Source organism: Streptomyces sp. CA-146814 (assembly GCF_050942385.1).
Taxonomy (GTDB): domain Bacteria; phylum Actinomycetota; class Actinomycetes; order Streptomycetales; family Streptomycetaceae; genus Streptomyces.
Genome location: NZ_CP192068.1, coordinates 5,606,208 through 5,627,270 on the forward strand (window position 1 = coordinate 5,606,208; position 21,063 = coordinate 5,627,270).

17 protein-coding genes are annotated in these 21,063 nt (G+C 72.9%); 7 read left to right on the top strand and 10 right to left on the bottom strand.

The window, feature by feature from the left end; translation table 11 throughout:
• Positions 1-109 precede the first annotated feature (109 nt).
• On the top strand, positions 110-2,674 hold the full coding sequence (locus ACQP09_RS25220) for an ATP-binding protein (protein WP_433403382.1): 2,565 nt from the start codon (positions 110-112) through the stop codon (positions 2,672-2,674).
• Positions 2,675-2,729: 55 nt separating this feature from the next.
• On the opposite strand, the gene nucS is transcribed toward ACQP09_RS25220, so the two are convergent.
• Complete coding sequence (nucS, locus tag ACQP09_RS25225; RefSeq protein ID WP_432149700.1) at positions 2,730-3,401, bottom strand: endonuclease NucS; 672 nt, start codon at positions 3,399-3,401, stop codon at positions 2,730-2,732.
• Positions 3,402-3,673: 272 nt separating this feature from the next.
• Between nucS and ACQP09_RS25230 the strand changes: the two genes are divergently transcribed.
• Complete coding sequence (locus ACQP09_RS25230) at positions 3,674-4,066, top strand: SCO5389 family protein (RefSeq protein ID WP_003966234.1); 393 nt, start codon at positions 3,674-3,676, stop codon at positions 4,064-4,066.
• A gap of 136 nt (positions 4,067-4,202) precedes the next feature.
• On the opposite strand, the gene ACQP09_RS25235 is transcribed toward ACQP09_RS25230, so the two are convergent.
• The gene (locus tag ACQP09_RS25235; RefSeq protein ID WP_432149699.1) at positions 4,203-5,237 is read right to left on the bottom strand and encodes an LLM class flavin-dependent oxidoreductase; all 1,035 of its coding nucleotides are present in this window, start codon (positions 5,235-5,237) and stop codon (positions 4,203-4,205) included.
• A gap of 245 nt (positions 5,238-5,482) precedes the next feature.
• Between ACQP09_RS25235 and ACQP09_RS25240 the strand changes: the two genes are divergently transcribed.
• On the top strand, positions 5,483-5,812 hold the full coding sequence (locus ACQP09_RS25240; RefSeq protein ID WP_404059555.1) for an ATP/GTP-binding protein: 330 nt from the start codon (positions 5,483-5,485) through the stop codon (positions 5,810-5,812).
• Positions 5,813-5,884: 72 nt separating this feature from the next.
• Here ACQP09_RS25240 and ACQP09_RS25245 read toward each other — a convergent pair whose 3' ends face one another.
• The 7 genes from ACQP09_RS25245 to mce form a co-directional block, all read right to left on the bottom strand.
• A complete protein-coding gene (locus tag ACQP09_RS25245) occupies positions 5,885-6,736 on the bottom strand; it encodes an ABC transporter permease subunit (RefSeq protein ID WP_433403386.1) in 852 nt (283 codons plus the stop codon).
• Complete coding sequence (locus tag ACQP09_RS25250) at positions 6,733-7,890, bottom strand: ABC transporter ATP-binding protein (RefSeq protein WP_433403389.1); 1,158 nt, start codon at positions 7,888-7,890, stop codon at positions 6,733-6,735. Before ACQP09_RS25250 ends, ACQP09_RS25245 begins: the two co-directional genes overlap by 4 nt.
• 139 nt (positions 7,891-8,029) lie before the next feature.
• A complete protein-coding gene (locus ACQP09_RS25255; RefSeq protein ID WP_433403391.1) occupies positions 8,030-8,809 on the bottom strand; it encodes an ABC transporter permease subunit in 780 nt (259 codons plus the stop codon).
• 5 nt (positions 8,810-8,814) lie between these two features.
• The gene (locus ACQP09_RS25260; protein ID WP_433403394.1) at positions 8,815-9,843 is read right to left on the bottom strand and encodes an ABC transporter ATP-binding protein; all 1,029 of its coding nucleotides are present in this window, start codon (positions 9,841-9,843) and stop codon (positions 8,815-8,817) included.
• Between the two features lie 79 nt (positions 9,844-9,922).
• Positions 9,923-10,861, bottom strand: a complete 939-nt coding sequence (locus tag ACQP09_RS25265; RefSeq protein WP_018509889.1) for a cellulose-binding protein — start codon at positions 10,859-10,861, stop codon at positions 9,923-9,925.
• A gap of 263 nt (positions 10,862-11,124) precedes the next feature.
• Positions 11,125-15,018 carry a polarized growth protein Scy gene (scy, locus tag ACQP09_RS25270; protein ID WP_433403398.1) on the bottom strand — a complete coding sequence of 1,298 codons (3,894 nt, stop codon included), beginning with the start codon at positions 15,016-15,018 and terminating at the stop codon, positions 11,125-11,127.
• A 201-nt stretch (positions 15,019-15,219) separates the two neighbouring features.
• Positions 15,220-15,648, bottom strand: a complete 429-nt coding sequence (gene mce / locus ACQP09_RS25275) for a methylmalonyl-CoA epimerase (protein WP_019762239.1) — start codon at positions 15,646-15,648, stop codon at positions 15,220-15,222.
• 145 nt (positions 15,649-15,793) lie between these two features.
• Here mce and ACQP09_RS25280 point away from each other — a divergent pair, with 145 nt between their 5' ends.
• Complete coding sequence (locus ACQP09_RS25280; RefSeq protein ID WP_433403401.1) at positions 15,794-16,999, top strand: acetyl-CoA C-acetyltransferase; 1,206 nt, start codon at positions 15,794-15,796, stop codon at positions 16,997-16,999.
• 36 nt (positions 17,000-17,035) lie between these two features.
• Positions 17,036-18,004 carry a methylmalonyl Co-A mutase-associated GTPase MeaB gene (gene meaB, locus ACQP09_RS25285; RefSeq protein ID WP_366425006.1) on the top strand — a complete coding sequence of 323 codons (969 nt, stop codon included), beginning with the start codon at positions 17,036-17,038 and terminating at the stop codon, positions 18,002-18,004.
• 76 nt (positions 18,005-18,080) lie between these two features.
• Here the strand turns inward: meaB and ACQP09_RS25290 are convergent, their stop codons facing one another.
• The gene (locus ACQP09_RS25290) at positions 18,081-18,797 is read right to left on the bottom strand and encodes a PepSY domain-containing protein (RefSeq protein ID WP_433403405.1); all 717 of its coding nucleotides are present in this window, start codon (positions 18,795-18,797) and stop codon (positions 18,081-18,083) included.
• Positions 18,798-18,922: 125 nt separating this feature from the next.
• Between ACQP09_RS25290 and ACQP09_RS25295 the strand changes: the two genes are divergently transcribed.
• Both ACQP09_RS25295 and ACQP09_RS25300 read left to right on the top strand, forming a co-directional pair.
• A complete protein-coding gene (locus tag ACQP09_RS25295) occupies positions 18,923-19,585 on the top strand; it encodes a response regulator transcription factor (protein ID WP_433403407.1) in 663 nt (220 codons plus the stop codon).
• On the top strand, positions 19,582-21,021 hold the full coding sequence (locus ACQP09_RS25300; RefSeq protein ID WP_433403409.1) for a sensor histidine kinase: 1,440 nt from the start codon (positions 19,582-19,584) through the stop codon (positions 21,019-21,021). The genes ACQP09_RS25295 and ACQP09_RS25300 overlap by 4 nt, the downstream gene beginning before the upstream one ends.
• Positions 21,022-21,063 lie beyond the last annotated feature (42 nt).

Below are 21,063 nucleotides of genomic sequence, written 5' to 3' on the forward strand. Positions count from 1 at the left end.
CCGTCTGTCCCATGACACCCACCCGAGACAGACACCGGGCCGGAAGCGACAGCGGGGCGTGCGAGGCCGGAGGGACTGACCGAGCGCGACGCGTCTGGGGGACTTGTTGATGGACCCGACACACCAGGGGCCGGGAGAGTACGGGCGGACCCCCGGCGCCTCCGACGGCACCGACGGCTCCGACCCGTCCGACGGCCGCCGCCGGCCGTCCCGGGAGTCCAACGCCGCCGACTTCGGCCAGCCGACACCGCAGCAGGCCCGCGTCGTCCAGCTCACGGTCGGCGACCTCCTGCTCACGGTCAACCCGGTCGACGGCAGCGAGGTCGAGGCCTGCCCGCCCGGCGCCGAGCCCGAACCGCCCGTCCGCCGCACCCCCGCCGAACGCGCCGACCACGAGCGCGCCGGCGCACCACCCGTCCCGGCGGGCCCGCCCGCCCCGCAGCTGCCGCTGCTGGAGCGTCAGGAGGAGCGCGAGCGGCTGGTGGCGCTGCTGGCCCGCGGCCGCAGCGTCCGCCTCACCGGCCAGGCCGGCTCCGGCCGCACCGCGCTGCTCGACGCCGTCGCGGCCGACTGCACGGACCTGGCCCCCGACGGCGTCGTCCGCCTCAGCGGCCACCGGCGCACCGCCGCCGACCTGCTGTACGGCCTCTTCGACGCCATCCACCACGCCCCGCTGCACCGCCCCGGCCCCGAGGAGCTGCTCGCCCTCGTCCGCTCCGTCGGCGCGGTCGTGATCGTCGACGACCTGGAGATCGGCGGCGCGGCCCTCGACGGACTCCTGGAAGCCACCCCCGAGTGCGCCTTCCTCTTCGGCACCACGCCCGACCTCACCCCGCCCGGCGTCGACGCGCACCTGGAGGAGGTCCTTCTCGCCGGCCTCGGCCGCGCCGCCTCGCTGGAGCTGCTGGCCAAGGTCGTCGAGCGCCCGCTGACCGAGGACGAGCGGAACTGGGCGGGCGACCTCTGGTTCGAGTCCGAGGGGCTGCCGCTCCGCTTCGTCCAGGCCGGATCGCTGCTGCGCCAGCGCGACCGGCTCAACACGGACCCCGCGGCCTTCGACGAGTACGACTACTTCGAGCCACGCCCGGGTGACGCGCCCCCGGTCCCCGAAGCGCCCACCGCCGAGACCCTGGACGTGCCGCTGCCCTCCCTCGGCGAAGGGGCCGCGCCCGCCGTCCTGCTCGCCTCCCGGCTCAGCGAGGCGGCCCGCGAGACCCTGCGCTTCACCGTCGCGCTCGGCGGCGAGGTGCCCCACCAGGCCCATCTGCCGGCCCTCGTGGGCGACACCCACGCGGACGCGGCCCTCGGTGAACTCGCCGGCTGCGGACTGCTCTCCCCGGCGGGCCCGCGCTACCGGCTCGCCGCCGGTGTCCTCGCCCAGCTGGAGGCCGGCGGGTACGCGGAGGAGGCCGCCGCCCACGCCCGTACCGCCGCCCAGCACTACGCCTGGTGGGTCTCGCACCCCTCGGTCACCCCGCAGCGGGCCGTCGCCGAGTCCGACGCGATCGTCGCCGCGATGGGCCGCCTGGTGCCCGACGGCGAGGCGGGCCAGGCCAGCGCGGCCGTCCTGCTGGCCCGCAGCGCCGCTCCCGCGCTGGCGGCGGGGATGAGCTGGGGCGCCTGGGAGAAGGCGCTCAGGGCGGGCCAGGAGGCCGCCAGGATCGCCGGCGAGGTCGCCGAAGAGGCCTACTTCCACCACGAGTTGGGCGTCCTCGCGCTCTGCTCCGGCAACCTCGACCGGGCCCGTACGGAGCTGGAGACCTCCATCTCCATGCGCGGCGCGCTCGCCGACAAGTCCGGCGCGGTGGCCGGCCGCCGCGCCCTCGCCCTGGTCGCGGACCGCTCCGGCGGCTTCGCACCTCCGGCCCGGCCCCAGGCGGCCGCCGAGGTGCCCGCCGTACGCCATGACCTCCTCGCCGGTACGCCGCCGTTCGGCCTCCCGGCCGCGCCGCTCTTCACCCGGCAGACGGCCGAGGAGGAGCCGACCGTGGTGGCCCCGTTCCCGGCCGCCGCACCGAAGGCGGGCGGCGGGCGCGCGGTCCTCGGCGGCGCCCGGCGCAACCTGGCCGCGGCGGGCGCGGGCGCGCTGCTCATCGCCGTGCTCGGCACCGTCGTCACCCTCGGCCTCACCGCGGGCGACACCGAGGAGCCGGGCGGCAGCCGTAACGTCACCACCGAGCAGTCGTCCCCCGAGTCCACCGAGGACGACGAGACCCCCGCCGACGAGCCGGCCGACGTCCCCGCACCGGACGGCGGGGCCCCCGGCGACGAGGTCTCCGCCACTCCGGGCGCCTCCAGCTCCGCCGCGCCCACCACCTCCGGCTCGCCGTCCCCGGCCCCCTCGTCGCCGGACGGGAGTTCACCGGGTACGGGGGAGCCGTCGAGCGGGCCGAGCAGCAGCACCCCGGGGGAGCCCACCCCGACCAAGAGCTCGCCCAGGCCCTCGCAGTCCACGAGCACCGGCCCGACCGTGACGCCGTCCGAGTCGGAGCCGGACCCGGATCCGACCCCGTCCGAGACGTCCCCCACGGAGACCCCGGACCCGGGCCCGCCTCCGCCGGACACCTCCGCCTCCGCCAGCGGCCCCGCCGAGTCGGCGACTGCCACGGCGACCGCCACGGCGACCACCGAGGCCCCGGCCGAGAGCGACGACCCCACCGAGGCCGCGGCCTGACACACGGAAGCCGGGTGCCCCGCGACGGGACACCCGGCCGTGGACGGACGGTGGGTCAGAACAGGCGCAGTTTGTCGTCCTCGATGCCGCGCATCGCGTCGTAGTCGAGGACCAGGCAGCCGATGCCCCGGTCGGTCGCCAGCACCCGCGCCTGCGGCTTGATCTCCTGGGCCGCGAAGACGCCCTTGACCGGCGCGAGATGCGGGTCGCGGTTGAGCAGCTCCAGATAGCGGGTCAGCTGCTCCACGCCGTCGATGTCTCCGCGCCGCTTCAGCTCCACCGCGACCGTCCCGCCGTTCGCGTCGCGGCAGAGGATGTCCACCGGGCCGATGGCGGTGGGGTACTCACGGCGGATCAGGGTGTGGCCCTCGCCGAGGATCTCGATGCGGTCGGCGAGCAGCTCCTGGAGGTGCGCCTCGACACCGTCCTTGATCAGCCCCGGGTCGACACCCAGCTCGTACGAGGAGTCGTGGAGGATTTCCTCCATCGTGATGATCAGTTTTTCGCCCGCCTTGTTCACCACGGTCCAGACGCCCGCCTCCTCGCCGACGCCCTCCTTCAGGGTGCACGGCGGCGACATCCAGTTGAGCGGTTTGTACGCCCGGTCGTCGGCGTGGATCGAGACGCTGCCGTCCGCCTTCACCAGGATCAGACGGGGGGCGGAGGGCAGGTGGGCTGTGAGCCGGCCCGCGTAGTCGACGGAGCAACGGGCGATGACGAGACGCATGGTCGGCAACGCTACTCGACGACGGGGGCCCGGCGCGATTTCCCCATCCGTCCACCCCTGTCACTCGCTCCCCAGTGCGGAGACGCGCAGGGGGCTTGCCCCTCTTTGCGCCTCTTGCTCGGTGGCCGGTTGTGTTCCCAATCTCCTGGTGCGGCCTGCACTGCGCGCTTAACGTGGATGCAGGAGGTCGCCGCCCGTGCACGCTGCGTCGTCGCCCTTCTTCCCTGCCCGTAAGGCCCCGGTCACCGTCCGGGGTCGCGAGAGGAGAACCCATGTCGCTCGACGTCTCACCGGCGCTGTTGGAACAGGCCGAGCGAGGCGAGGTCGACGAAGCCGACTTCGTCGACTGCGTCCGGACCTCCCTGCCTTTCGCGTGGGAGATGATCAGCTCGCTGGTGGCTCAGCTGAAGGTGGACGGCGGTCAGTTCGCCGACAACCAGACGCCGCCGCCGGACGAGCAGGCACGTGGTCAGCTGCTGCGTGCGCTCGCCAGTGATGCGATACGCGGCGCGCTCCAGCGGCACTTCGGAGTGCGTATCGCCTTCCAGAACTGCCACCGCGTCGCGGTGTTCCCGCTGGACGCCTCGGTCGACGACCGGCTGGCCAAGTTCACCTCGGTGAGGGGCCAGTTGCTCAACCAGTCGCCCGAACTACGGGACTGCTGAACGCTTCTGCTGCCGCTTCGGGCCGCGGGAGGTGCAACTGGCTCCGGGGCGGCAGCTCCCGTACCACCGCACCACGTACCACCGCATCACGCTCCACGCTCCACGCGAGGTCATCTCCTCCATGTACAGGCGCAGGTCAGATGAGCAGCGGCAGCACGTCCGCGCCCAGCCGCCGTACGTTCTCCTCGGTCGCCGCCAGATCGCCCGACCCCTCCACCAGGAGCGCGAAGCGGGTGATGCCGGTCCGCTCGGCCGTGGCCGCGAGCCGGTCGGCGGCCAGCTTCGGCGGGCCCACCGGATGCAGCCCGCAGAGCAGCTCCGCGTACGCCACCGGGTCCCGCATCACGCGGTGCCGGTCGTCGACCGTGACATGCGCGTCCAGCCCCTGGCGCAGCCAGCCGGGCATCGTCTTCACCAGCGTCTCCGCCGCCTCGCCGGGCCCGTCCGCGATCTGGGCCACCCCGGCGGACACATGTGCGGCCCGCTCGACCACGTCCGGCGGATGTCCGGCCTCCCGCGCCGCCGTACGCCACAGGGCGACCATCTCCGCCTTCTCCTCGTCCCCGCAGTGCATGCCGAGCAGCATCGGCAGCGCCCGGGCCGCCGCGAGCCGCACGGTCTTCGGCGAGGTGCACGCCACGATCACCTCGGGACCCTCCGCCGAGCCGTCGGCCAACAGCTCGTCCGCGCGCGGCACCACCGCCACCTCGCGGAAGCCGAACCGCTCCCCGCGCCCGGCGACCCGCGGCTCCCGCAGCCAGTCGAGCAGCAGCTCCAGCGCCTCCGGGAAGCCGTTCTCGTACGCGTCGAGTCCGCCGCCGAAGACCTCCAGGTCCACCCACGGCCCGCCCCGGCCCACCCCGAGCGAGAACCGTCCGCCGCTGGTCAGATGGAGCAGCGCGGCCTGCTCGCCGAGCGCGACCGGGTGGTGGTTGGGCAGCACGCTGACGGCGGTGCCGACCCGGATCCGCCGGGTCCGGCCGAGCAGCAGCGCGGCCAGCGTGGTGGCGGACGGGCAGGCTCCGTACGGCACGAAGTGGTGCTCGGCGAGCCAGACCGAGTCGAGCCCGGACTCCTCCGCCGCCTCGGCGGACCGGACGGCCCGGTGCAGGGCCTCGCCCGGTCCCTGGCCCGGGAACTGAGCTGCCAGAACGAACGTTCCGATGCGCATCGCGTGTTGCCTCCTCGCGGCCGACGCGTGTCTCCCCCACTGGCACCAACGTCTGACACGTGCCAAAGGCACGGTCCGGCGCGAAGTTGTTGCGATTTTCCGCTAACTCACTCCTGTGCCCGACGGTGCCCGATCGCACCGGACCGCGCCGGACCGCCCCGCCCCTCCCGACCCGGCACCTGCCCCCGGCGCCAGCCTCTAGGCTGGGAGCACAACGTGCCCGTGCCGCCCCCGTGAGGTGTCCTGTGTCCCCGCGCCGTAACCGCCCCCGTGGCGGCGAGAGTCCCGACGACCATCCCGGTACGGCGCTGGGGCGGTACGGCGGGGGAGGGGCCACCGAGAGCTGGCAGGGCGAGGAGTGGTCGGTCCGCCCGGTGAGCGGCGCGAGCGCGCAGGGCAAGCGGTACCGCTGCCCGGGCTGCGACCAGGAGATCCCCTCCGGCGTCCCGCACCTCGTCGCCTGGCCCGAGTTCGGCGGCATCGACGACCGCAGGCACTGGCACAAGGCCTGCTGGAACGCGAAGGACCGCCGCACCACACGGGTGCAGCGGTCCAGGAACGCGCCGCGTCACTGAGGCCCGTACGCGGCCTCGCCTCGGACGCCGCTTCCGTACACCGTCTCGGAACGCCGGCTCAGTTACGCCGTCTCAGACGTCGCGCCGGTCCAGCGCCAGGTAGGCGCCGCCCATCGCCACGGCCGCGACGCCCAGCATCAGCAGCAGCGGCTCCCAGCCGGACGGGCCGGAGTCGGTGACCGCCGTGCCGTACAGCGCGCCGAGCTGGTTCGGGATCGAGTACTCGAAGAGGAAGCGCTGCAGTTCGCGCAGGCTGTCGGAGAACATGAACATCGCGAGGACCAGCGGCAGCAGCACCACGGCGATCATGACCGTGATGGCGCCCGCCGAGTGCCGGATGATCGCGCCGATGGCCAGCGACACCAGCCCGAGCGCCGCGATGTAGAGCCCGACGCCGACGGTGGCGCGCAGCCAGACCGAGCCGGAGTCGACCCCCGCGCCGAGGATCGCCGTCTGCGCCACCGCGACGACCGTGGCGGTCACGGTGGTGATGGTGAAGGCGAGCAGGAAGAAGACGACGGCCTTCGCCGTGAGCACCCGGGCCCGGCTGGGACAGGCCGTCAGCGTCGTACGGATCATGCCGGTGCTGTACTCGGAGCCGATGGTCAGCACACCGAGGGTGATCACACAGATCGAGCCCAGCAGCACCCCGAAGAAGCCGAGCGCCACGACCGGCTCGCCGGCCAGGTCGGTGCCGGCGGCGGAGACCAGCAGCGCGGACATCAGCCCGATCGCCACCATCAGCACGATCATCACGCCGAGCGTCCAGAGCGTGGAGCGGACGGAACGGATCTTCGTCCACTCCGAGGCGATCGCGTCGCCGAGCGTGGCCTGCCGGATCGGGATGGGCGACTCGTAGTACCCCAGCGGGCCGCCCGGCTGCCCGGGCTGCTGGTGGGCCTGCTCGGCGGCCGGCGTCGTCATCGGGGGTCCTCGCTGGTCTGGTCCCCGGCGGCGGGGGAGGGGACGGGTGCGGGTGCGGGTGCGGCGGCCGGGGCCGGGGTCGCGTACGGGTTCTGTCCGGGCGGCGGCGGGGCGTACCAGCTCTGCTGCGGGGCGTGCGCCGGCTCGGGCTGCCCGTAGCCGGGCCCGGCCCCGTAACCGCCCTGAGCGTCCCCGTACGGCCCCTGCGCAGGCTCCAGGAGCCCCGCCTTGGCGTCGTCCGTCGAGCGGTAGTCCACGACGCCTTGCGTCATCCGCATGTACGCCTCCTCCAGCGAGGCCCGGTGCGGCGACAGCTCCCAGAGCCGTACGTCGGCGCCGTGGGCCAGGTCGCTGATCCTCGGCAGCGGGAGGCCGGTGACGCGCAGGGCGCCGTCCGGCTCGGACATCACGCTGCCGCCCGCCTCGATGAGCGAGGACGTGAGCTTCTCCCGCTCCTCCGGGGCGTTGTCGGGGACCCGGACCCGGGCGAAGTCGGCGGAGTTCGCCGAGATGAAGTCGGTGACGCTCATGTCGGAGAGCAGCCGGCCGCGCCCGATCACGATCAGGTGGTCGGCGGTGAGAGCCATCTCGCTCATCAGGTGCGACGAGACGAAGACCGTGCGTCCCTCGGCCGCCAGCGTCTTCATCAGGTTGCGGACCCAGTGGATGCCCTCCGGGTCGAGACCGTTGACCGGCTCGTCGAAGAGCAGCACCTGCGGGTCGCCGAGCAGCGCCGCGGCGATGCCGAGGCGCTGCCCCATGCCGAGCGAGAAGCCGCTGGAGCGGCGCTTGGCGACGTCCTGGAGCCCGACGACGCCCAGCACCTCGTCCACCCGCCGGGCCGGGATCCCGGCGAGCTGGGCCAGCGACAGCAGATGCGTGCGGGCGGTCCGGCCGCCGTGCACCGCCTTGGCGTCCAGCAGCGCACCGACCTGGCGCGGCGCGTTCGGCAGGCTCCGGTACGGGTGCCCGCCGATCGTCACATGGCCCGCCGTCGGCCGGTCCAGGCCGAGAATCATCCGCATGGTCGTGGATTTGCCCGACCCGTTGGGACCGAGGAAGCCGGTGACGGCCCCCGGCCGCACCTGGAAGGAAAGGTCGTCCACGGCCGTCTTCGCGCCGTAGCGCTTGGTCAGGCCGACTGCCTCGATCATTCTCCAGCCCCATCGACTCACTCTGTCGTTCGGGGCTCGGGCCGCCAGGCCGCACACCCCCGTAAGAGTTAGGAGGATAACCAGGGCCTGACGGTTCCGGCCAAGTTCCGCACAGCCTGCGAGCGGTCCGTTACGGGGGCTACGCGTCCCGGTTCTTCAGCACCAGGTAGCCGCCGAGCACCGCCGCCGCCACCCAGCCGACCATGATCGCCATACCGGCCCACGGCCCGTACGGCGACGGATCGCTGCCCATCGCCTCCGGGACGACCTGCATGATCCTCGCCCCGGCCTGGTCGGGGAAGTAGCGGATGACGTCCTTGGCGTACGGCACCGCGGTCAGGATGTTGGAGATCAGCAGGAAGAACGGGATCAGGATGCCCATCGACAGCATGGGACTGCGCAGCATCGCCGTGACGCCCATGGAGAAGATGGCGATCAGCCCCATGTAGAGCCCGGCGCCGATGACCGCCCGCAGCACGTTCTCCTCACCGAGGTCGGTGCCCCGGTCGCCCAGCACGGCCTGGCTGAGGAGGAACGAGACGAAGCTGGTGAGCAGGCCGACGGCGAGGGCCAGCACGCCGGCCACCGTGATCTTGCTGAAGAGGAGGGTGCCGCGCTGCGGCACGGCCGCCAGCGAGGTGCGGATCATGCCGGAGCTGTACTCCGTACCGACCACGAGCACGCCGAACACGATCATCGCGAGCTGGCCCAGGACCGTCCCGGAGAAGCTGATGAGCGTCGGGTCGAAGGTGAGCCGCTCCGCCTCGGAGAAGTCGTCGAACGTGGTGTTCACCAAGGCGCTCACGCCCGCGCCCATGGCGACCGTGACGACGAACGCGATGATGAGCGTCCAGGTGGTGGAGGAGACCGTACGGATCTTGGTCCACTCGGAGTTGAGGACCGCGGGTACCGAAGCCATCGTCGTCAGGCCCCCTTGTTCTCGGTGCCGTCGATGGATCCGGGAGCGGTGGTCCCGCCCGGCTTCTGCCAGCCCTCGCCCCAGCCCGCGCCCGCGTCCACGGCCGGCGGAGGTTGGGCCCCGCCCGGTCCGGAGTGCGCGTGGTACTCCACGGAGCCGGCGGTCATCTGCATGAACGCCTCCTCCAACGAGGCCCGCTGCGCGCTCAGTTCGTGCAGCACCACCTGGTGACGGGCGGCCAGTTCACCGAGCTCCTCGGTGGTCGCGCCGTCGATCTCCAGCGTGCCGCCGTCCGCCTCCACGGCGGTGAACCCCTCCTGGTGCAGCACGTCCCGCAGCCGCTCCTGCTGCGGCGAGCGCAGCCGTACGTAACTGCGGGAGTTCTCCTGGATGAAGTCCGCCATCGAGGTGTCGGCGAGCAGCTTGCCCTGGCCGATCACGATCAAATGGTCAGCCGTCAGCGCCATTTCGCTCATCAGGTGCGAGGAGACGAAGATGGTCCGGCCATCGGCGGCCAGCGTCTTCATCAGGTTGCGGATCCAGTGGATGCCCTCGGGGTCAAGGCCGTTGACCGGCTCGTCGAACATCAGGATCCGCGGATCGCCCAGCAGCGCCGAGGCGATACCGAGGCGCTGGCCCATGCCGAGCGAGAAGCCCTTGGACTTCTTCTTCGCGACCGCGCTCAGGCCGACGGTGTCGAGCACCTCGGCGACCCGGCTGCTCGGGATGCGGTTGCTCTGCGCCAGGCAGAGCAGGTTGTTGTACGCGCTGCGGCCGCCGTTCATCGACTTGGCGTCGAGCAGCGCCCCGATGTACTTCAGCGGTTCCTGCAACTCGTGGTACGGCTTGCCGTCGATGCGCACCGTACCGCTGGTCGGGTTGTCCAGATCGAGCATCATCCGCATCGTGGTGGATTTGCCTGCCCCGTTGGGGCCCAGAAAGCCGGTCACCATGCCCGGTCTGATCTGGCACGTCAGGTGGTCGACGGCAACCTTGCTGCCGAAGCGTTTGGTCAGTCCCTCGAGCTCGATCATGCGCCCACGCTAGAACGGCCGCGCGCCCGGCGCCACCACAAAGGCGGAACCGGGCGCGCGGAAGGAACCGCTCCGGGAATCAGCGGGTCTGCTGGGCCGGAACACCGCGCTGGGCGGGCTCGTCGTCCACCGGGGAGCCGGCGGCGGCCACCGCGGCACCGGTCAGCGTCGCCAGCATCTCGCGGACGTTGGTCAGCTGCGCGTTGATGGAGTCGCGGCGGTTGGTGAGCGCCGCCAGCTCGCGCTCGGACTCGCTGCGGATCCGGTCGGCCTTGGCGTTGGCGTCGGCCACGATGTCCTCGGCCTGGCGCTGCGCGGTCTCCACCGTCTGACGGGCCCGGCGCTCGGCGTCCGTACGGAGCTTCTCGGCCTCCAGGCGGAGCTGCTCGGCGCGGTGCTCGATCTCGGCGAGGCGCTTCTCGGCCTTGGCCTGACGGGACGCGAGGTCGCGCTCCGACTGCTCGCGCCGCTTGGCGAGGTTCGTCTCGAAGTCGGCGGCGGCCTGCGCGGCCTTGGCGCGGGTCTCCTCGAAGAGGGCGTCGGCCTCCTCGCGCTTCTGCTGGGCGTCCTTCTGGGCGTCGGAGCGGAGCGTGTTCGCCTCGCCCTGGGCCTTCTCGACGATGCGGACGCCCTCGTCCTCGGCCTTCGACTTGCGCTCGGCCGCGAAGGACTCGGCGTCGTTGCGCACCTGCTGGGCGGCCGACTCGGCCAGCTCGCGGTGCTGCTCGGCGGCCCGACGGGCCTCCTCACGCAGGTCCTTGGCCTCCTCCTCGGCGAGGCGGAGAATCTTCTCGACGCGCGCACCGAGCCCGGCGTACGACGGCTCGGCGTCGTTCACCTGGGCCTGGGCGTTCTGCGTTTCGAGGTGGAGCTCCTCGATGCGCTTTTCCAGAGATGTGATGCGGGCCAGGGCACTATCACGGTCGGCGACGAGCTTGGTAATGCGGTCGTCCACCTGACCGCGGTCGTAACCACGTCGCACGAGCTCGAAGCCGAAGGGGGAGGAAGGGTCACTCATGGGGTTCCTGTCGAATGAGACCGGTGAGGTGATAGGGGAATCCTAGGGGCCATAGCGGCGTGTCAGCGTGCAGATACTGGTTTGATCTGGAGAATGACACCCCTTTTGAGTGGCTGACCCCCGGAGTGCTTGCCACTCGAAGGGTTGAATGTCCATGACGAGCATGCGCCCCCGAACGCCTGCTGTCCCCGGACATCCCGTTCTGTTCTCCCCCGTACGTCTGCTGTCCCCCGTACGTTCCCGCGTCGCCTCCCGTACGACCGCTACCGCTCCGAGGACTTGCCCCCCGAGCGCGTGCCCGCCGCGGCGGGGGCCTTGCCGCCGCCCGACGGACCGGGCACCGGTTTCGCGCCGCCGCCCGGAGTCTCGAAAGACTCCAACGCCTCCAGCACGTCCTGGACACGGGAGATCTCCGTATTGATGTCCTCGCGCCTGCGCACCAGGACGTCCAGCTCGCGTTTGCCCTCGGCGACCGTCTTCTCCGCCTCGGCCGCCGCGTCCGCCCGCAGCTTCTCCGCCTCGCGGACCAGCCCGGCCTTCTTCGTCTCGGCCTCCTTCAGCAGCGACTCGGCCCGCTTCACCGCGGCGATCCGGACCTTGCTCGCCTCCGAGTTGGCCTCCGCGATCAGCTCCTTGGCCTTCGCCTCGGCCTCGTCGCGCTGCTCGGTCGCCGCCTTCATCAGGTTGTCGACGCGCTCGCCGGCGGTCTTCATCTGCTCGGACGTCTCGCGGCGGGCCCGCTCGTGGAGCTCCTCGATCTCGCTCTCCAGCCGGGCCCGCAGCTCCTCGGCCCGCTCCCGGATCTGGGTCGCGTCGCGCCGGGCGCCGACCAGCAGCTCGTCGGCGTCCGTACGGGAGCGTTCCACCAGGGTGTTGCCCTCGACCGTCGCCTCGGAGGTGATGCGCTCGGCCTCCTTGCGGGCCGCTCCGACCATCGTGTCGGCCTGGGTCTCGGCCTCGGTGGCCGTACGCAGCGCCTCCTCGCGGGCCTTGTTGATGAGCTGGTCCGCCTGCTCCGCCGCGTCCGCCCGGCGCTTGGCCGCCGCCTCGCGCGCCTCGTCCAGCAGCCGGTCCGCCTCGCCGCGCGCCTCGGAGCGCAGGGTTTCGGCCGCCGACTCCGCGTCCGCACGCAGCCGTTCGGCCTCCTCGCGGGTGCGGGCGGCGTGCTCCTGCGCGGAGCCGAGGTGCTCGGCCGCCTCCGTACGGAGCCGCTCGGCCTCCTCGGTGGCCTCGGCCAGCAGCCGGTCGGCCTGCTCGTTCGCGTCCTTGCGGCGCCGGTTGGCCTCGGTGGTGGCCTCCACGACGAGCTGCTCGGACGACTGGGCCGCCTCGTTGCGGATCCGCTCGCTCTCGGTCGTCGACTCACCGATGAGCCGGTCCGCCTGGGCCGCCGCCTCCGAACGGATCCGGTTGGCGTCCTGCCGGGCCTCGGCCCGGGCCTTCGACGCGTCCTGCTCCGCCGACGCGAGGGCGTCGGACGCCTCCGTACGCACCCGCTGGCTGTACTCCGAGGTGTCCGCGCGCAGCCGCTCGGACTCGGTGATCGCCTCGGAGACCGTCCGCTCGGCCAGCGTCTTGGCGGCCTCGGTCTCCTCGTGGGCCTCCTGGCGGAGCCGGGTCGCGTCCTCGTTCGCCTCCTGGCGCAGCCGGCTCGCGTCCTCGGAGGCGCGGTCCCGCTCGGCGTGCGCGTCGGCGCGGACCCGGTCCGCCTCCTCCTGCGCCTCGTTGCGGGTGCGCTCCGCGGCATGCTCCGCCGTCGAGCGCAGCCCGGCGATCTCCTCCTCGGCCTGCTCCTGCAGCCCGGAGACGGAGTCGCGTACCTGCTGGGCGGTCTGCTCGGCCGCCGAGACCAGCTCGGTCGCGCGGGCGTCCGCCTCCGCGACCAGCCGCTGCGCCTCGGCCTGCGCCTCCTCCACCCGCTTGCGGGCGGAGGCCAGCAGCTCCTCGCTCTGCTCGCGGGCCCGCTCGCGCTCCTGGCCGGCCTCGCCCCGGGCCGCACCGAGGATCTCCTCGGCCTCCCGGCGACGGCGCGTGGCCTCCTCCTGCGCGGCCTCCAGCGCCTCGGCCGCCTCGGCGCCGACCCGCTCGGCGGCAGCAGCCGCCTCCGCGCGGACCCGGTCGGCGGTCTCCTGCGCCTCGGTCTTCAGCCGCTCGGCCTCGGCTGCCGCCTCGCTCCGCAGCCGTACGGCGATGTTCTCGCCCTCGGCACGCGACTGCGAGGCGTCCGCCGCGGCCTCGTCACGGAGCCGCTCGGCCTCCGCCTCGGCCTGCTCGGTCAGCGTACGGACGCGCTCGGCGGCCTCGGCGCGCTGCCGCTCGGCCTCTTCGGCCGTCTCGCGGCGGAGCCGCTCCGCCTCCGTACGCGCCTCACCGAGCGCCTCCTCGGCACCGGCGAGCCGGGCCTCGGCCTCGGTGTGCAGCCGGTTCAGCTCGTCGGCGGCCTCGGCCTGCCGGGCGGCGACCGCGCGCTCGGTCTCCTCGCGCAGCTCGGCGGCTCCCCGCTCGGCCTCGGCGGTGGTGGCCGCCGCCTGCTCCTCGGCCTCGGCCCGCAGCTTGTCCGCCTCGGCGCGGGTGCGCTCCAGCGTCTCCTCGGCCTGCTTGCGCAGGGTCGCCGCGCGCTCGGCGGCCTCGGCGCGGATGCGCTCGCTCTCGCCGTTCGCCTTGGTGCGCAGCTCGTCCGCGTCGGAGCGCGCCTCGGTCAGCAGCTCCTCCGCCTTGCGGGCGCCCTCCTCCAGCTGCTGGACCGCCTCGCGGCGGGCCTCACCCCGGATCCGCTCGCCCTCGGCGACCGCCTCGGAGCGCAGCTGCTCGGCCTCGCCGCGCAGCCGGCGGGCCTCCTCCTGGAGCTCGACCGTCTTGGCCCGGTACTCCTTGGTGTCGTCCTTGGCCGCGCCCTTGAGCTCGTCGGCCTGCTCGGCGGCCTCGCCGCGCAGCCGGTCCGCCTCGGCCTCCGCCTCGCGGCGGATCCGCTCGGCCTCCTCGCTCGCCGCCTTCGTCGTGGACCGCGCGTCCTCGGAGGCCTTGGTGAGGACCTCCTCGGCGGAGCGGGCGGCCTTGGCGAGCTGGGCGGCGGCGTCCTCGGCGGCTGCCGTACGGGCCTTCTCGGCCGCCTCCGCGACCAGCCGGTCGGCCTCGGCCCGGGCGTCGGCGAGGGCCTGCTCGGCCTCCTCCTTGAGCGTCTCGGCGCTCTTGGTGGCCTCGCCGACCAGCCGGGCGATCTCCGACTTGGCCGTACGGGTGCGCTGCTCGTTCTGCGACTCGGCGGCGGCCAGCTTCTTGGCGGCCGCGTCCTTCGCCTCGGCGAGGACCTTCTCGGCCTCGAGCCGGGATTCCCGCAGCCGGGTCTCGGCCTCCTGCACCCGCTGCTCGGCGGCCCGGTTCAGCTCGGCCGTCTGCTGGCGGGTCTGCGAGGTCTCCGCCGTGGTGCTGGAGCGCAGCTGCTCCGCGTGGCTGGTGGCCTCCTGGGCCTGCGCGGAGGCGGCACCGAGCATGCGCTCGGCGTCCTTGCGGGCGCGCAGCAGGATCGCCTCGGCCTCGGCCCGGGCGCTCTCGGCCTCCGAGCCGACGCGCTGCCGGGTCTCCTGCGCCAGCCGCTCGGTCTCGGCCCGGGCGGCGGCCAGCGCCTGCTCGGCCTCGGCGCGGGACTCGTCCAGCAGCCGGCGGGCCTGCGACTCGGTGCGGGCCCGCAGCTGCTCGGCCCAGGCGACGTTCTCGTTGACGTGCGACTCGACGGTCTGCCGGCGCTCGGCCAGCTCCTGGTCGAGCTGCTGCCTGCGCTGGACGGCTTCGTTGTGCAACTCCGCCTGGAGGCGCGCCTGATGCTCGGCGTGCTCCTGGAGGATGCGCTGCGTCTGGGCCCGCGCCTCGCGCAGCTCGCGCTCGGCGTCGCTGCGCAGCTGCTCGGCCTGGATCTGCGCGTTCCGCAGCATCTGCTCGGCCTGGTAGCCCATGTCCGCGCTGTCGTAGGCGGGACGGGTCGCCAGACTGCGCCGCGCCTCGTGCAGCTTGGCGCGCAAGACCTCGACCTGGTAACCGAGGTCCTCGGCGTGCTGGACGGCCTTCTCCCGGTCGGTCCTCAGCCGGTCCATCTCGGCTTCGAACCGCGAGAGATGGTCGTCTTCAGCTCGGTGGCTCTCCTGGCTTTCGTAGCCCCGCACTGCGCGGTCCCATCCTTCCCCGAGCTCTCAACTCTGTTCGAGCGGGGAAACCCCAACCCTGGTCGCAACTCTGCACACGAGGACCGCTCGCGGAGAGCTGTCCTCGGGGAATGGTGACAGACAAACGACGAGGACGCGGTACGGCCCCGACCCGGCCCCGGCCCGGAACCGCCCACTCTACCGGGCCGGGTATGCGCCGGGTCAGTGCTCCGGGTTGCTCGTGACCAGTTCGGTGAGGACGCCGTGGCAGTCCTTGGGGTGCAGGAACGTGATCCTGGACCCCATCGAACCCGTCCTGGGCTCGTCGTACAGCACGCGGACGCCCTTCTCGCGGATGTCCGCGGCGTCGCCGTCCACGTCCGCCGTACCGAAGGCGATGTGGTGGACGCCCTCCCCGTTCTTCGCCAGCCACTTGCCCACGGCCGAGTCCTCCCGGGTCGGCTCCAGGAGCTGGAGGTACGAAGCCCCGCCGTCCGAGGTCTCGTTGATCTTGAGCATGGCCTCCCGGACGCCCTGCTCCTCGTTGATCTCGCTGTGGAACACCTCGAATCCGTACGTGGCACGGTAGAACTCCACCGTCTTGTCCAGGTCGAAACAGGCGATCCCGATGTGGTCGATACGCGTCAGCATGGATTCAGCATGGCTCCGCGCCACCGCTCCCGCCACGGTTACACAACGTGCGCGCCGTCACACCGGCTGCCGGATGACTGGCGCGTGAGTGCTCAGTACATTCAGGTAAACCCTCGTTCACATCCGATCCCAAGGGGCCGTGCCCATGCCAGCAACGACCGGTACCACCACCTCAGTGATCGTCGCGGGCGCCCGGACGCCCATGGGCCGTCTCCTCGGCTCCCTCAAGAGCTTCTCCGCGGCCGACCTCGGCGGCGTCGCGATCAAGGCGGCCATGGAGCGGGCCGGGATCGGCGGCGACCAGGTCCAGTACGTGATCATGGGCCAGGTGCTCCAGGCCGGCGCGGGCCAGATCCCGGCCCGCCAGGCCGCCGTCAAGGCCGGCATCCCGCTGAACGTCCCCGCGCTCACCGTCAACAAGGTGTGCCTCTCCGGGCTCGACGCCATCGCGCTCGCCGACCAGCTCATCCGCGCCGGTGAGTTCGACGTCGTGGTCGCGGGCGGCCAGGAGTCCATGACCAGCGCCCCGCACCTGCTCCCGAAGTCCCGCGAGGGCTACAAGTACGGCGCGATCGAGATGCTGGACTCGATGGCGTACGACGGTCTCACCGACGCGTACGAGAACATCCCCATGGGCGAGTCCACCGAGAAGCACAACAGCCGCCTCGGCCTCGACCGCACCGCCCAGGACGAGATCGGCGCCCTCTCCCACCAGCGGGCCGCCGCCGCGCAGAAGAACGGCGTCTTCGAGGCCGAGATCACCCCGGTCGAGATCCCGCAGCGCAAGGGCGAGCCCGTCGTCTTCGCCCAGGACGAGGGCATCCGCCCCGAGACGACCGTCGAGTCCCTCGGCAAGCTGCGTCCGGCCTTCGCCAAGGACGGCACGATCACCGCGGGCACCTCCTCGCAGATCTCCGACGGCGCCGCCGCGGTCGTCGTCATGAGCAAGGCGAAGGCCGAGGAGCTGGGCCTGGAGTGGATCGCCGAGATCGGCGCCCACGGCAACGTCGCGGGCCCGGACAACTCCCTCCAGTCGCAGCCCTCCAACGCGATCCGGCACGCCCTGAAGAAGGACGGCCTGAGCGTGGACGATCTCGACCTGATCGAGATCAACGAGGCGTTCGCCGCCGTCGCCGTCCAGTCCATGAAGGACCTCGGCGTCAGCTCGGACAAGGTCAACGTCAACGGCGGCGCCATCGCGCTCGGCCACCCGATCGGCATGTCCGGCGCCCGGGTCGTCCTGCACCTGGCGCTGGAGCTGCAGCGGCGCGGCGGCGGCACGGGCGCTGCCGCGCTCTGCGGCGGCGGCGGCCAGGGCGACGCGTTGATCATCCGCGTGCCGGGCAAGTAACACCGTACGCAGACAAGGCAAGGCGAGAACGGAGCGGTGAACGTGGACCTGGACGTCCCCACGCTGGTCGAGCAGGCGCGAGCAGGCAGGCCGCGTGCGGTGGCCCGGCTGATCTCGCTGGTGGAGGGGGCGTCGCCGCAGCTCCGCGAGGTGATGGCGGCACTGGCCCCGCTGGCGGGCCATGCGTACGTCGTCGGGCTGACGGGCTCGCCGGGCGTCGGCAAGTCCACCTCCACCTCCGCGCTCGTCTCCGCCTACCGCCGGGCGGGCAAGCGGGTCGGCGTCCTCGCCGTCGACCCGTCCTCGCCGTTCTCCGGCGGCGCGCTGCTCGGCGACCGGGTCCGGATGTCGGACCACGCCTCCGACCCCGGCGTCTACATCCGCTCCATGGCCACGCGCGGCCACCTCGGCGGCCTCGCCTGGTCGGCCCCGCAGGCGATCCGGGTGCTGGACGCGGCGGGCTGCGACGTGGTCCTGGTCGAGACGGTCGGCGTCGGCCAGTCCGAGGTGGAGATCGCCTCCCAGGCCGACACCTCCGTCGTCCTGCTCGCGCCGGGCATGGGCGACGGCATCCAGGCGGCCAAGGCCGGAATCCTGGAGATCGGCGACGTCTACGTGGTCAACAAGGCCGACCGCGACGGCGCCGACGCCACGGCCCGCGAACTGAACCACATGCTGGGCCTCGGCGAATCCCGCGCCCCCGGCGCCTGGCGCCCGCCGATCGTCAAGACGGTCGCGGCCCGGAACGAGGGCATCGACGAGGTGGTCGAGGCGCTGGAGAAGCACCGCGCCTGGATGGAGGAGCACGGCGTCCTGGCCGAACGCCGCACGGCCCGCGCCTCCCACGAGGTCGAGACGATCGCGGTCACGGCGCTGCGCGAGCGCATCGCGGACCTGCGCGGCGACCGCCGCCTGCACGCCCTGGCGGAGCGGATCGTGGCGGGGGACCTGGACCCGTACGCGGCGGCGGACGAGCTGGTGGCGGGGCTGACCGAGGGCGCCTGAGCCCCTGAGCATGCGCTGAAGGCCCCCTGAGCGCTCAGGGGGCCTTCTCGTGTACGGGGCCGGGTACGGGCTCCCGTCAGTCGTCGTCGCCGTCGCGGTCGTCGTCCCGGTCGTCACCGTCGTCGTCCCGGTCCACCGTGACCTTGGCGGTCTTCGCGTCGACGCGCAGCTCGTGCTGCTTGCCGTCCTTGCCGGCGATGTCGACGTCCCAGCGCAGGACGTTGCCCTTGCTGCCCTTGTCGTCGTCATCGTCATCGTCGTCCAGGTCGATCGACGTGATGGTGCCCGGCGCGGTCTTGAGGGCCGCTGCCGCCGCCTCGTTCAGGGTGACGGCCGAGGAGCGGGGCGCGTGGTCGTCGTTGTCGTCGTCCTCGCGGCTCTTCAGGACCTTGCCGTTGTCGGCGTCCACCGTGACGTCGTGCCACTTCTTGTCGGAGCCCCGGACGTCCAGCTCCCACACCGTACGGCCGTTGTGGTCGTCGTCGTCCCGGTCCAGCTCGGCCTGGGTGACCGTGCCCGGGACGCTCTTCAGCGCGGCGGCGACGGCCTGGTCCAGGGAGATCGCGGCGCTCTTGGCGGCGGACGGGGAGCGGTCGTCCGACCGGTCGTCGGAAGCGTCGTCCGTACGGTCGTCCCGCTCGTCCCGCTCGTCGGCGAGGCTCACGGTGCCCGCGGAGCTGGTGGACGTACGGTCGCGGTCCCCGTCGCTGTCCGCGAAGGCGACGGTGGCGGCGGCCGTGCCGCCGATGAGAACGGCGGCGGTGACGGCGGCGATGGTGACGTTGCGCTTCATGAGGTTCCTCCCCGGGAGCTGCTGTGCTGGGCTGGTTTGACGGGGTCCACACTGCCGACCCGTTGCTGAACGCAGCCTGAAGCCACCTGAAGGCGTCTTCAGGTGGAGTTTGCGAGGCTGTGCGCATGCGCCTGTTGATCGTGGAGGACGAGAAGCGTCTCGCGGTGTCCCTCGCCCGGGGACTCACCGCCGAGGGCTTCGCCGTGGACGTCGTGCACGACGGGCTCGAAGGGCTCCACCGGGCGAGCGAAGGCGGCTACGACCTCGTCATCCTCGACATCATGCTGCCCGGCATGAACGGCTACCGGGTCTGCGGTGCCCTGCGCGCCGCCGGGCACGAGGTGCCGATCCTCATGCTGACCGCCAAGGACGGCGAGTACGACGAGGCCGAGGGGCTCGACACCGGCGCCGACGACTACCTGACCAAGCCCTTCAGCTACGTCGTCCTCGTCGCCCGGGTGCGGGCTCTCCTCCGCCGCCGAGGCGCCGGAACCGCCGCGCCCGTCCTGACCGTCGGCACCCTCCGTATCGACACCGCCGCCCGCCGTGTCCACCGTGGCGAGGACGAACACGCCCTCACCGCCAAGGAGTTCGCGGTGCTGGAGCAACTCGCCCTGCGCGCCGGGCAGGTGGTCAGCAAGGCGGAGATCCTGGAACACGTCTGGGACTTCGCCTACGACGGCGACCCGAACATCGTCGAGGTCTACATCTCCACCCTGCGCCGCAAGTTGGGCGCTGACTCCATTCGTACGGTGCGTGGCGCCGGCTACCGGCTGGAGGCGGGATGAGGTCCGTACGGGCCAGGGCCGCCATCGGCGCCACCCTGGTCGTCGCCGTCGCCCTGGTCGCGGCCGGGCTCGCCGTGCTCGCCGTGCTGCGGACCAACCTGATCGACCAGGCGGACCTCCAGGCGGAGGTGGCGGCCCGCGAGGTGGCCGGGCAGCTGGCCCTGGACACCCGGTTCGAGGATCTGGACCTGGACGACGAGGAGGACCACCCGGTCCAGGTCACCGACGAGGAGGGGCGGGTGGTGTTCGTCTCGAAGGGGCTCCAGGCCGTCTCCGGGACCCGCTCGCCGGGCGTCAGCCCCGCACCCTCGGCTCCGGCCGCCACCCCCTCGCCCGGTGACGACGACGATGACGACGACGGGGGCGACAGCGCGCGGCCCGCACGCGGCGAGGTCTCCTCCGACGATCCGGACTTCTCCGACGGCACCGCCACCGTGGGCGGCAAGCGGGCCGACTACCGGTTCGCGGCCGTCGAGGCCACCACGCCCGCCGGACTGACCTTGACCGTCCACGCGGGCGCCCCGCTCGCCGCCGAGCAGGAGGCGGTGAACACCGTGCGCGGGGCCATGCTGACCGGGCTGCCGCTCCTGCTGGCCGTCGTCGCCGCAGTGACCTGGCTGGTGACCCGGCGCGCGCTCCGGCCGGTCGAGGGCATCCGCCGCGAGCTGGCCGCGATCACCGCGTCCGAGGACCTGGCCCGCCGCGTCCCGGAACCCGGCTCGCGCGACGAGATCGCCGCGCTGGCCCGGACCACCAACGAGACGCTCACCGTCCTGGAGGCGTCGGTGGAGCGGCAGCGGCGGTTCGTCGCGGACGCCTCGCACGAGCTCCGCTCACCGATCGCCTCGCTCCGCACCCAGCTGGAGGTGGCCGACGCCCACCCGGAGCTGCTGGACCTGCCGGGCGCGGTGGCCGACACCGTACGCCTCCAGGTGCTGGCGGCCGACCTGCTGCTGCTGGCCCGGCTGGACGCGGGGGAGAAGCCCGGGGCCGCGCGGCTTGAGGCCGGGGCGCTGGTGCGCGAGGAGGTGTCCCAGCGGACCGGTGACCGGATCCCGGTGGCGGTGGAGGCGGCCGAGGACGCTTCGTACGAGGTGAACGGGTCGCGCGGGCAGCTGGCCCGGGTCGTGGGCAACCTGCTGGACAACGCCCAGCGGCACGCGGAGAGCCTGGTCGCCGTCCGGGTGGCGGCCGACGGGTCCGGGGTGCGCGTGGAGGTCCGGGACGACGGGGCCGGCGTACCGGAGGAGGAGCGGGAGCGGATCTTCGAACGGTTCGTCCGGCTGGACGACGCCCGCAGCCGGGACGACGGCGGTGCGGGTCTCGGCCTCGCCATCGCCCGGGACGTGGCCGCCCGCCACGGCGGCACGCTCACGGTCCACCGGGCCCCGGAGGGCGGCGCGGCGTTCCGGCTGTGGCTGCCGGGCGCGGTGTGAACACGGCCTGACCGAAGCCGTACGACGACGCCGCCGTGGCCT

Excerpts from the sequence above, each read along its gene's own strand:
- nucS (WP_432149700.1), bottom strand. The coding sequence starts at position 3,401 with ATGCGTCTCGTCATCGCCCGTTGCTCCGTCGACTACGCGGGCCGGCTC.
- ACQP09_RS25250 (WP_433403389.1), bottom strand. The coding sequence starts at position 7,890 with ATGATCGAGGCAGTCGGCCTGACCAAGCGCTACGGCGCGAAGACGGCC.
- ACQP09_RS25280 (WP_433403401.1), top strand. The coding sequence starts at position 15,794 with ATGCCAGCAACGACCGGTACCACCACCTCAGTGATCGTCGCGGGCGCC.
- ACQP09_RS25300 (WP_433403409.1), top strand. The coding sequence starts at position 19,582 with ATGAGGTCCGTACGGGCCAGGGCCGCCATCGGCGCCACCCTGGTCGTC.
- ACQP09_RS25255 (WP_433403391.1), bottom strand. The coding sequence starts at position 8,809 with ATGGCTTCGGTACCCGCGGTCCTCAACTCCGAGTGGACCAAGATCCGT.
- ACQP09_RS25220 (WP_433403382.1), top strand. The coding sequence starts at position 110 with ATGGACCCGACACACCAGGGGCCGGGAGAGTACGGGCGGACCCCCGGC.
- ACQP09_RS25245 (WP_433403386.1), bottom strand. The coding sequence starts at position 6,736 with ATGACGACGCCGGCCGCCGAGCAGGCCCACCAGCAGCCCGGGCAGCCG.
- ACQP09_RS25290 (WP_433403405.1), bottom strand. The coding sequence starts at position 18,797 with ATGAAGCGCAACGTCACCATCGCCGCCGTCACCGCCGCCGTTCTCATC.
- ACQP09_RS25235 (WP_432149699.1), bottom strand. The coding sequence starts at position 5,237 with ATGCGCATCGGAACGTTCGTTCTGGCAGCTCAGTTCCCGGGCCAGGGA.
- mce (WP_019762239.1), bottom strand. The coding sequence starts at position 15,648 with ATGCTGACGCGTATCGACCACATCGGGATCGCCTGTTTCGACCTGGAC.
- ACQP09_RS25265 (WP_018509889.1), bottom strand. The coding sequence starts at position 10,861 with ATGAGTGACCCTTCCTCCCCCTTCGGCTTCGAGCTCGTGCGACGTGGT.
- ACQP09_RS25230 (WP_003966234.1), top strand. The coding sequence starts at position 3,674 with ATGTCGCTCGACGTCTCACCGGCGCTGTTGGAACAGGCCGAGCGAGGC.
- ACQP09_RS25295 (WP_433403407.1), top strand. The coding sequence starts at position 18,923 with ATGCGCCTGTTGATCGTGGAGGACGAGAAGCGTCTCGCGGTGTCCCTC.
- ACQP09_RS25260 (WP_433403394.1), bottom strand. The coding sequence starts at position 9,843 with ATGATCGAGCTCGAGGGACTGACCAAACGCTTCGGCAGCAAGGTTGCC.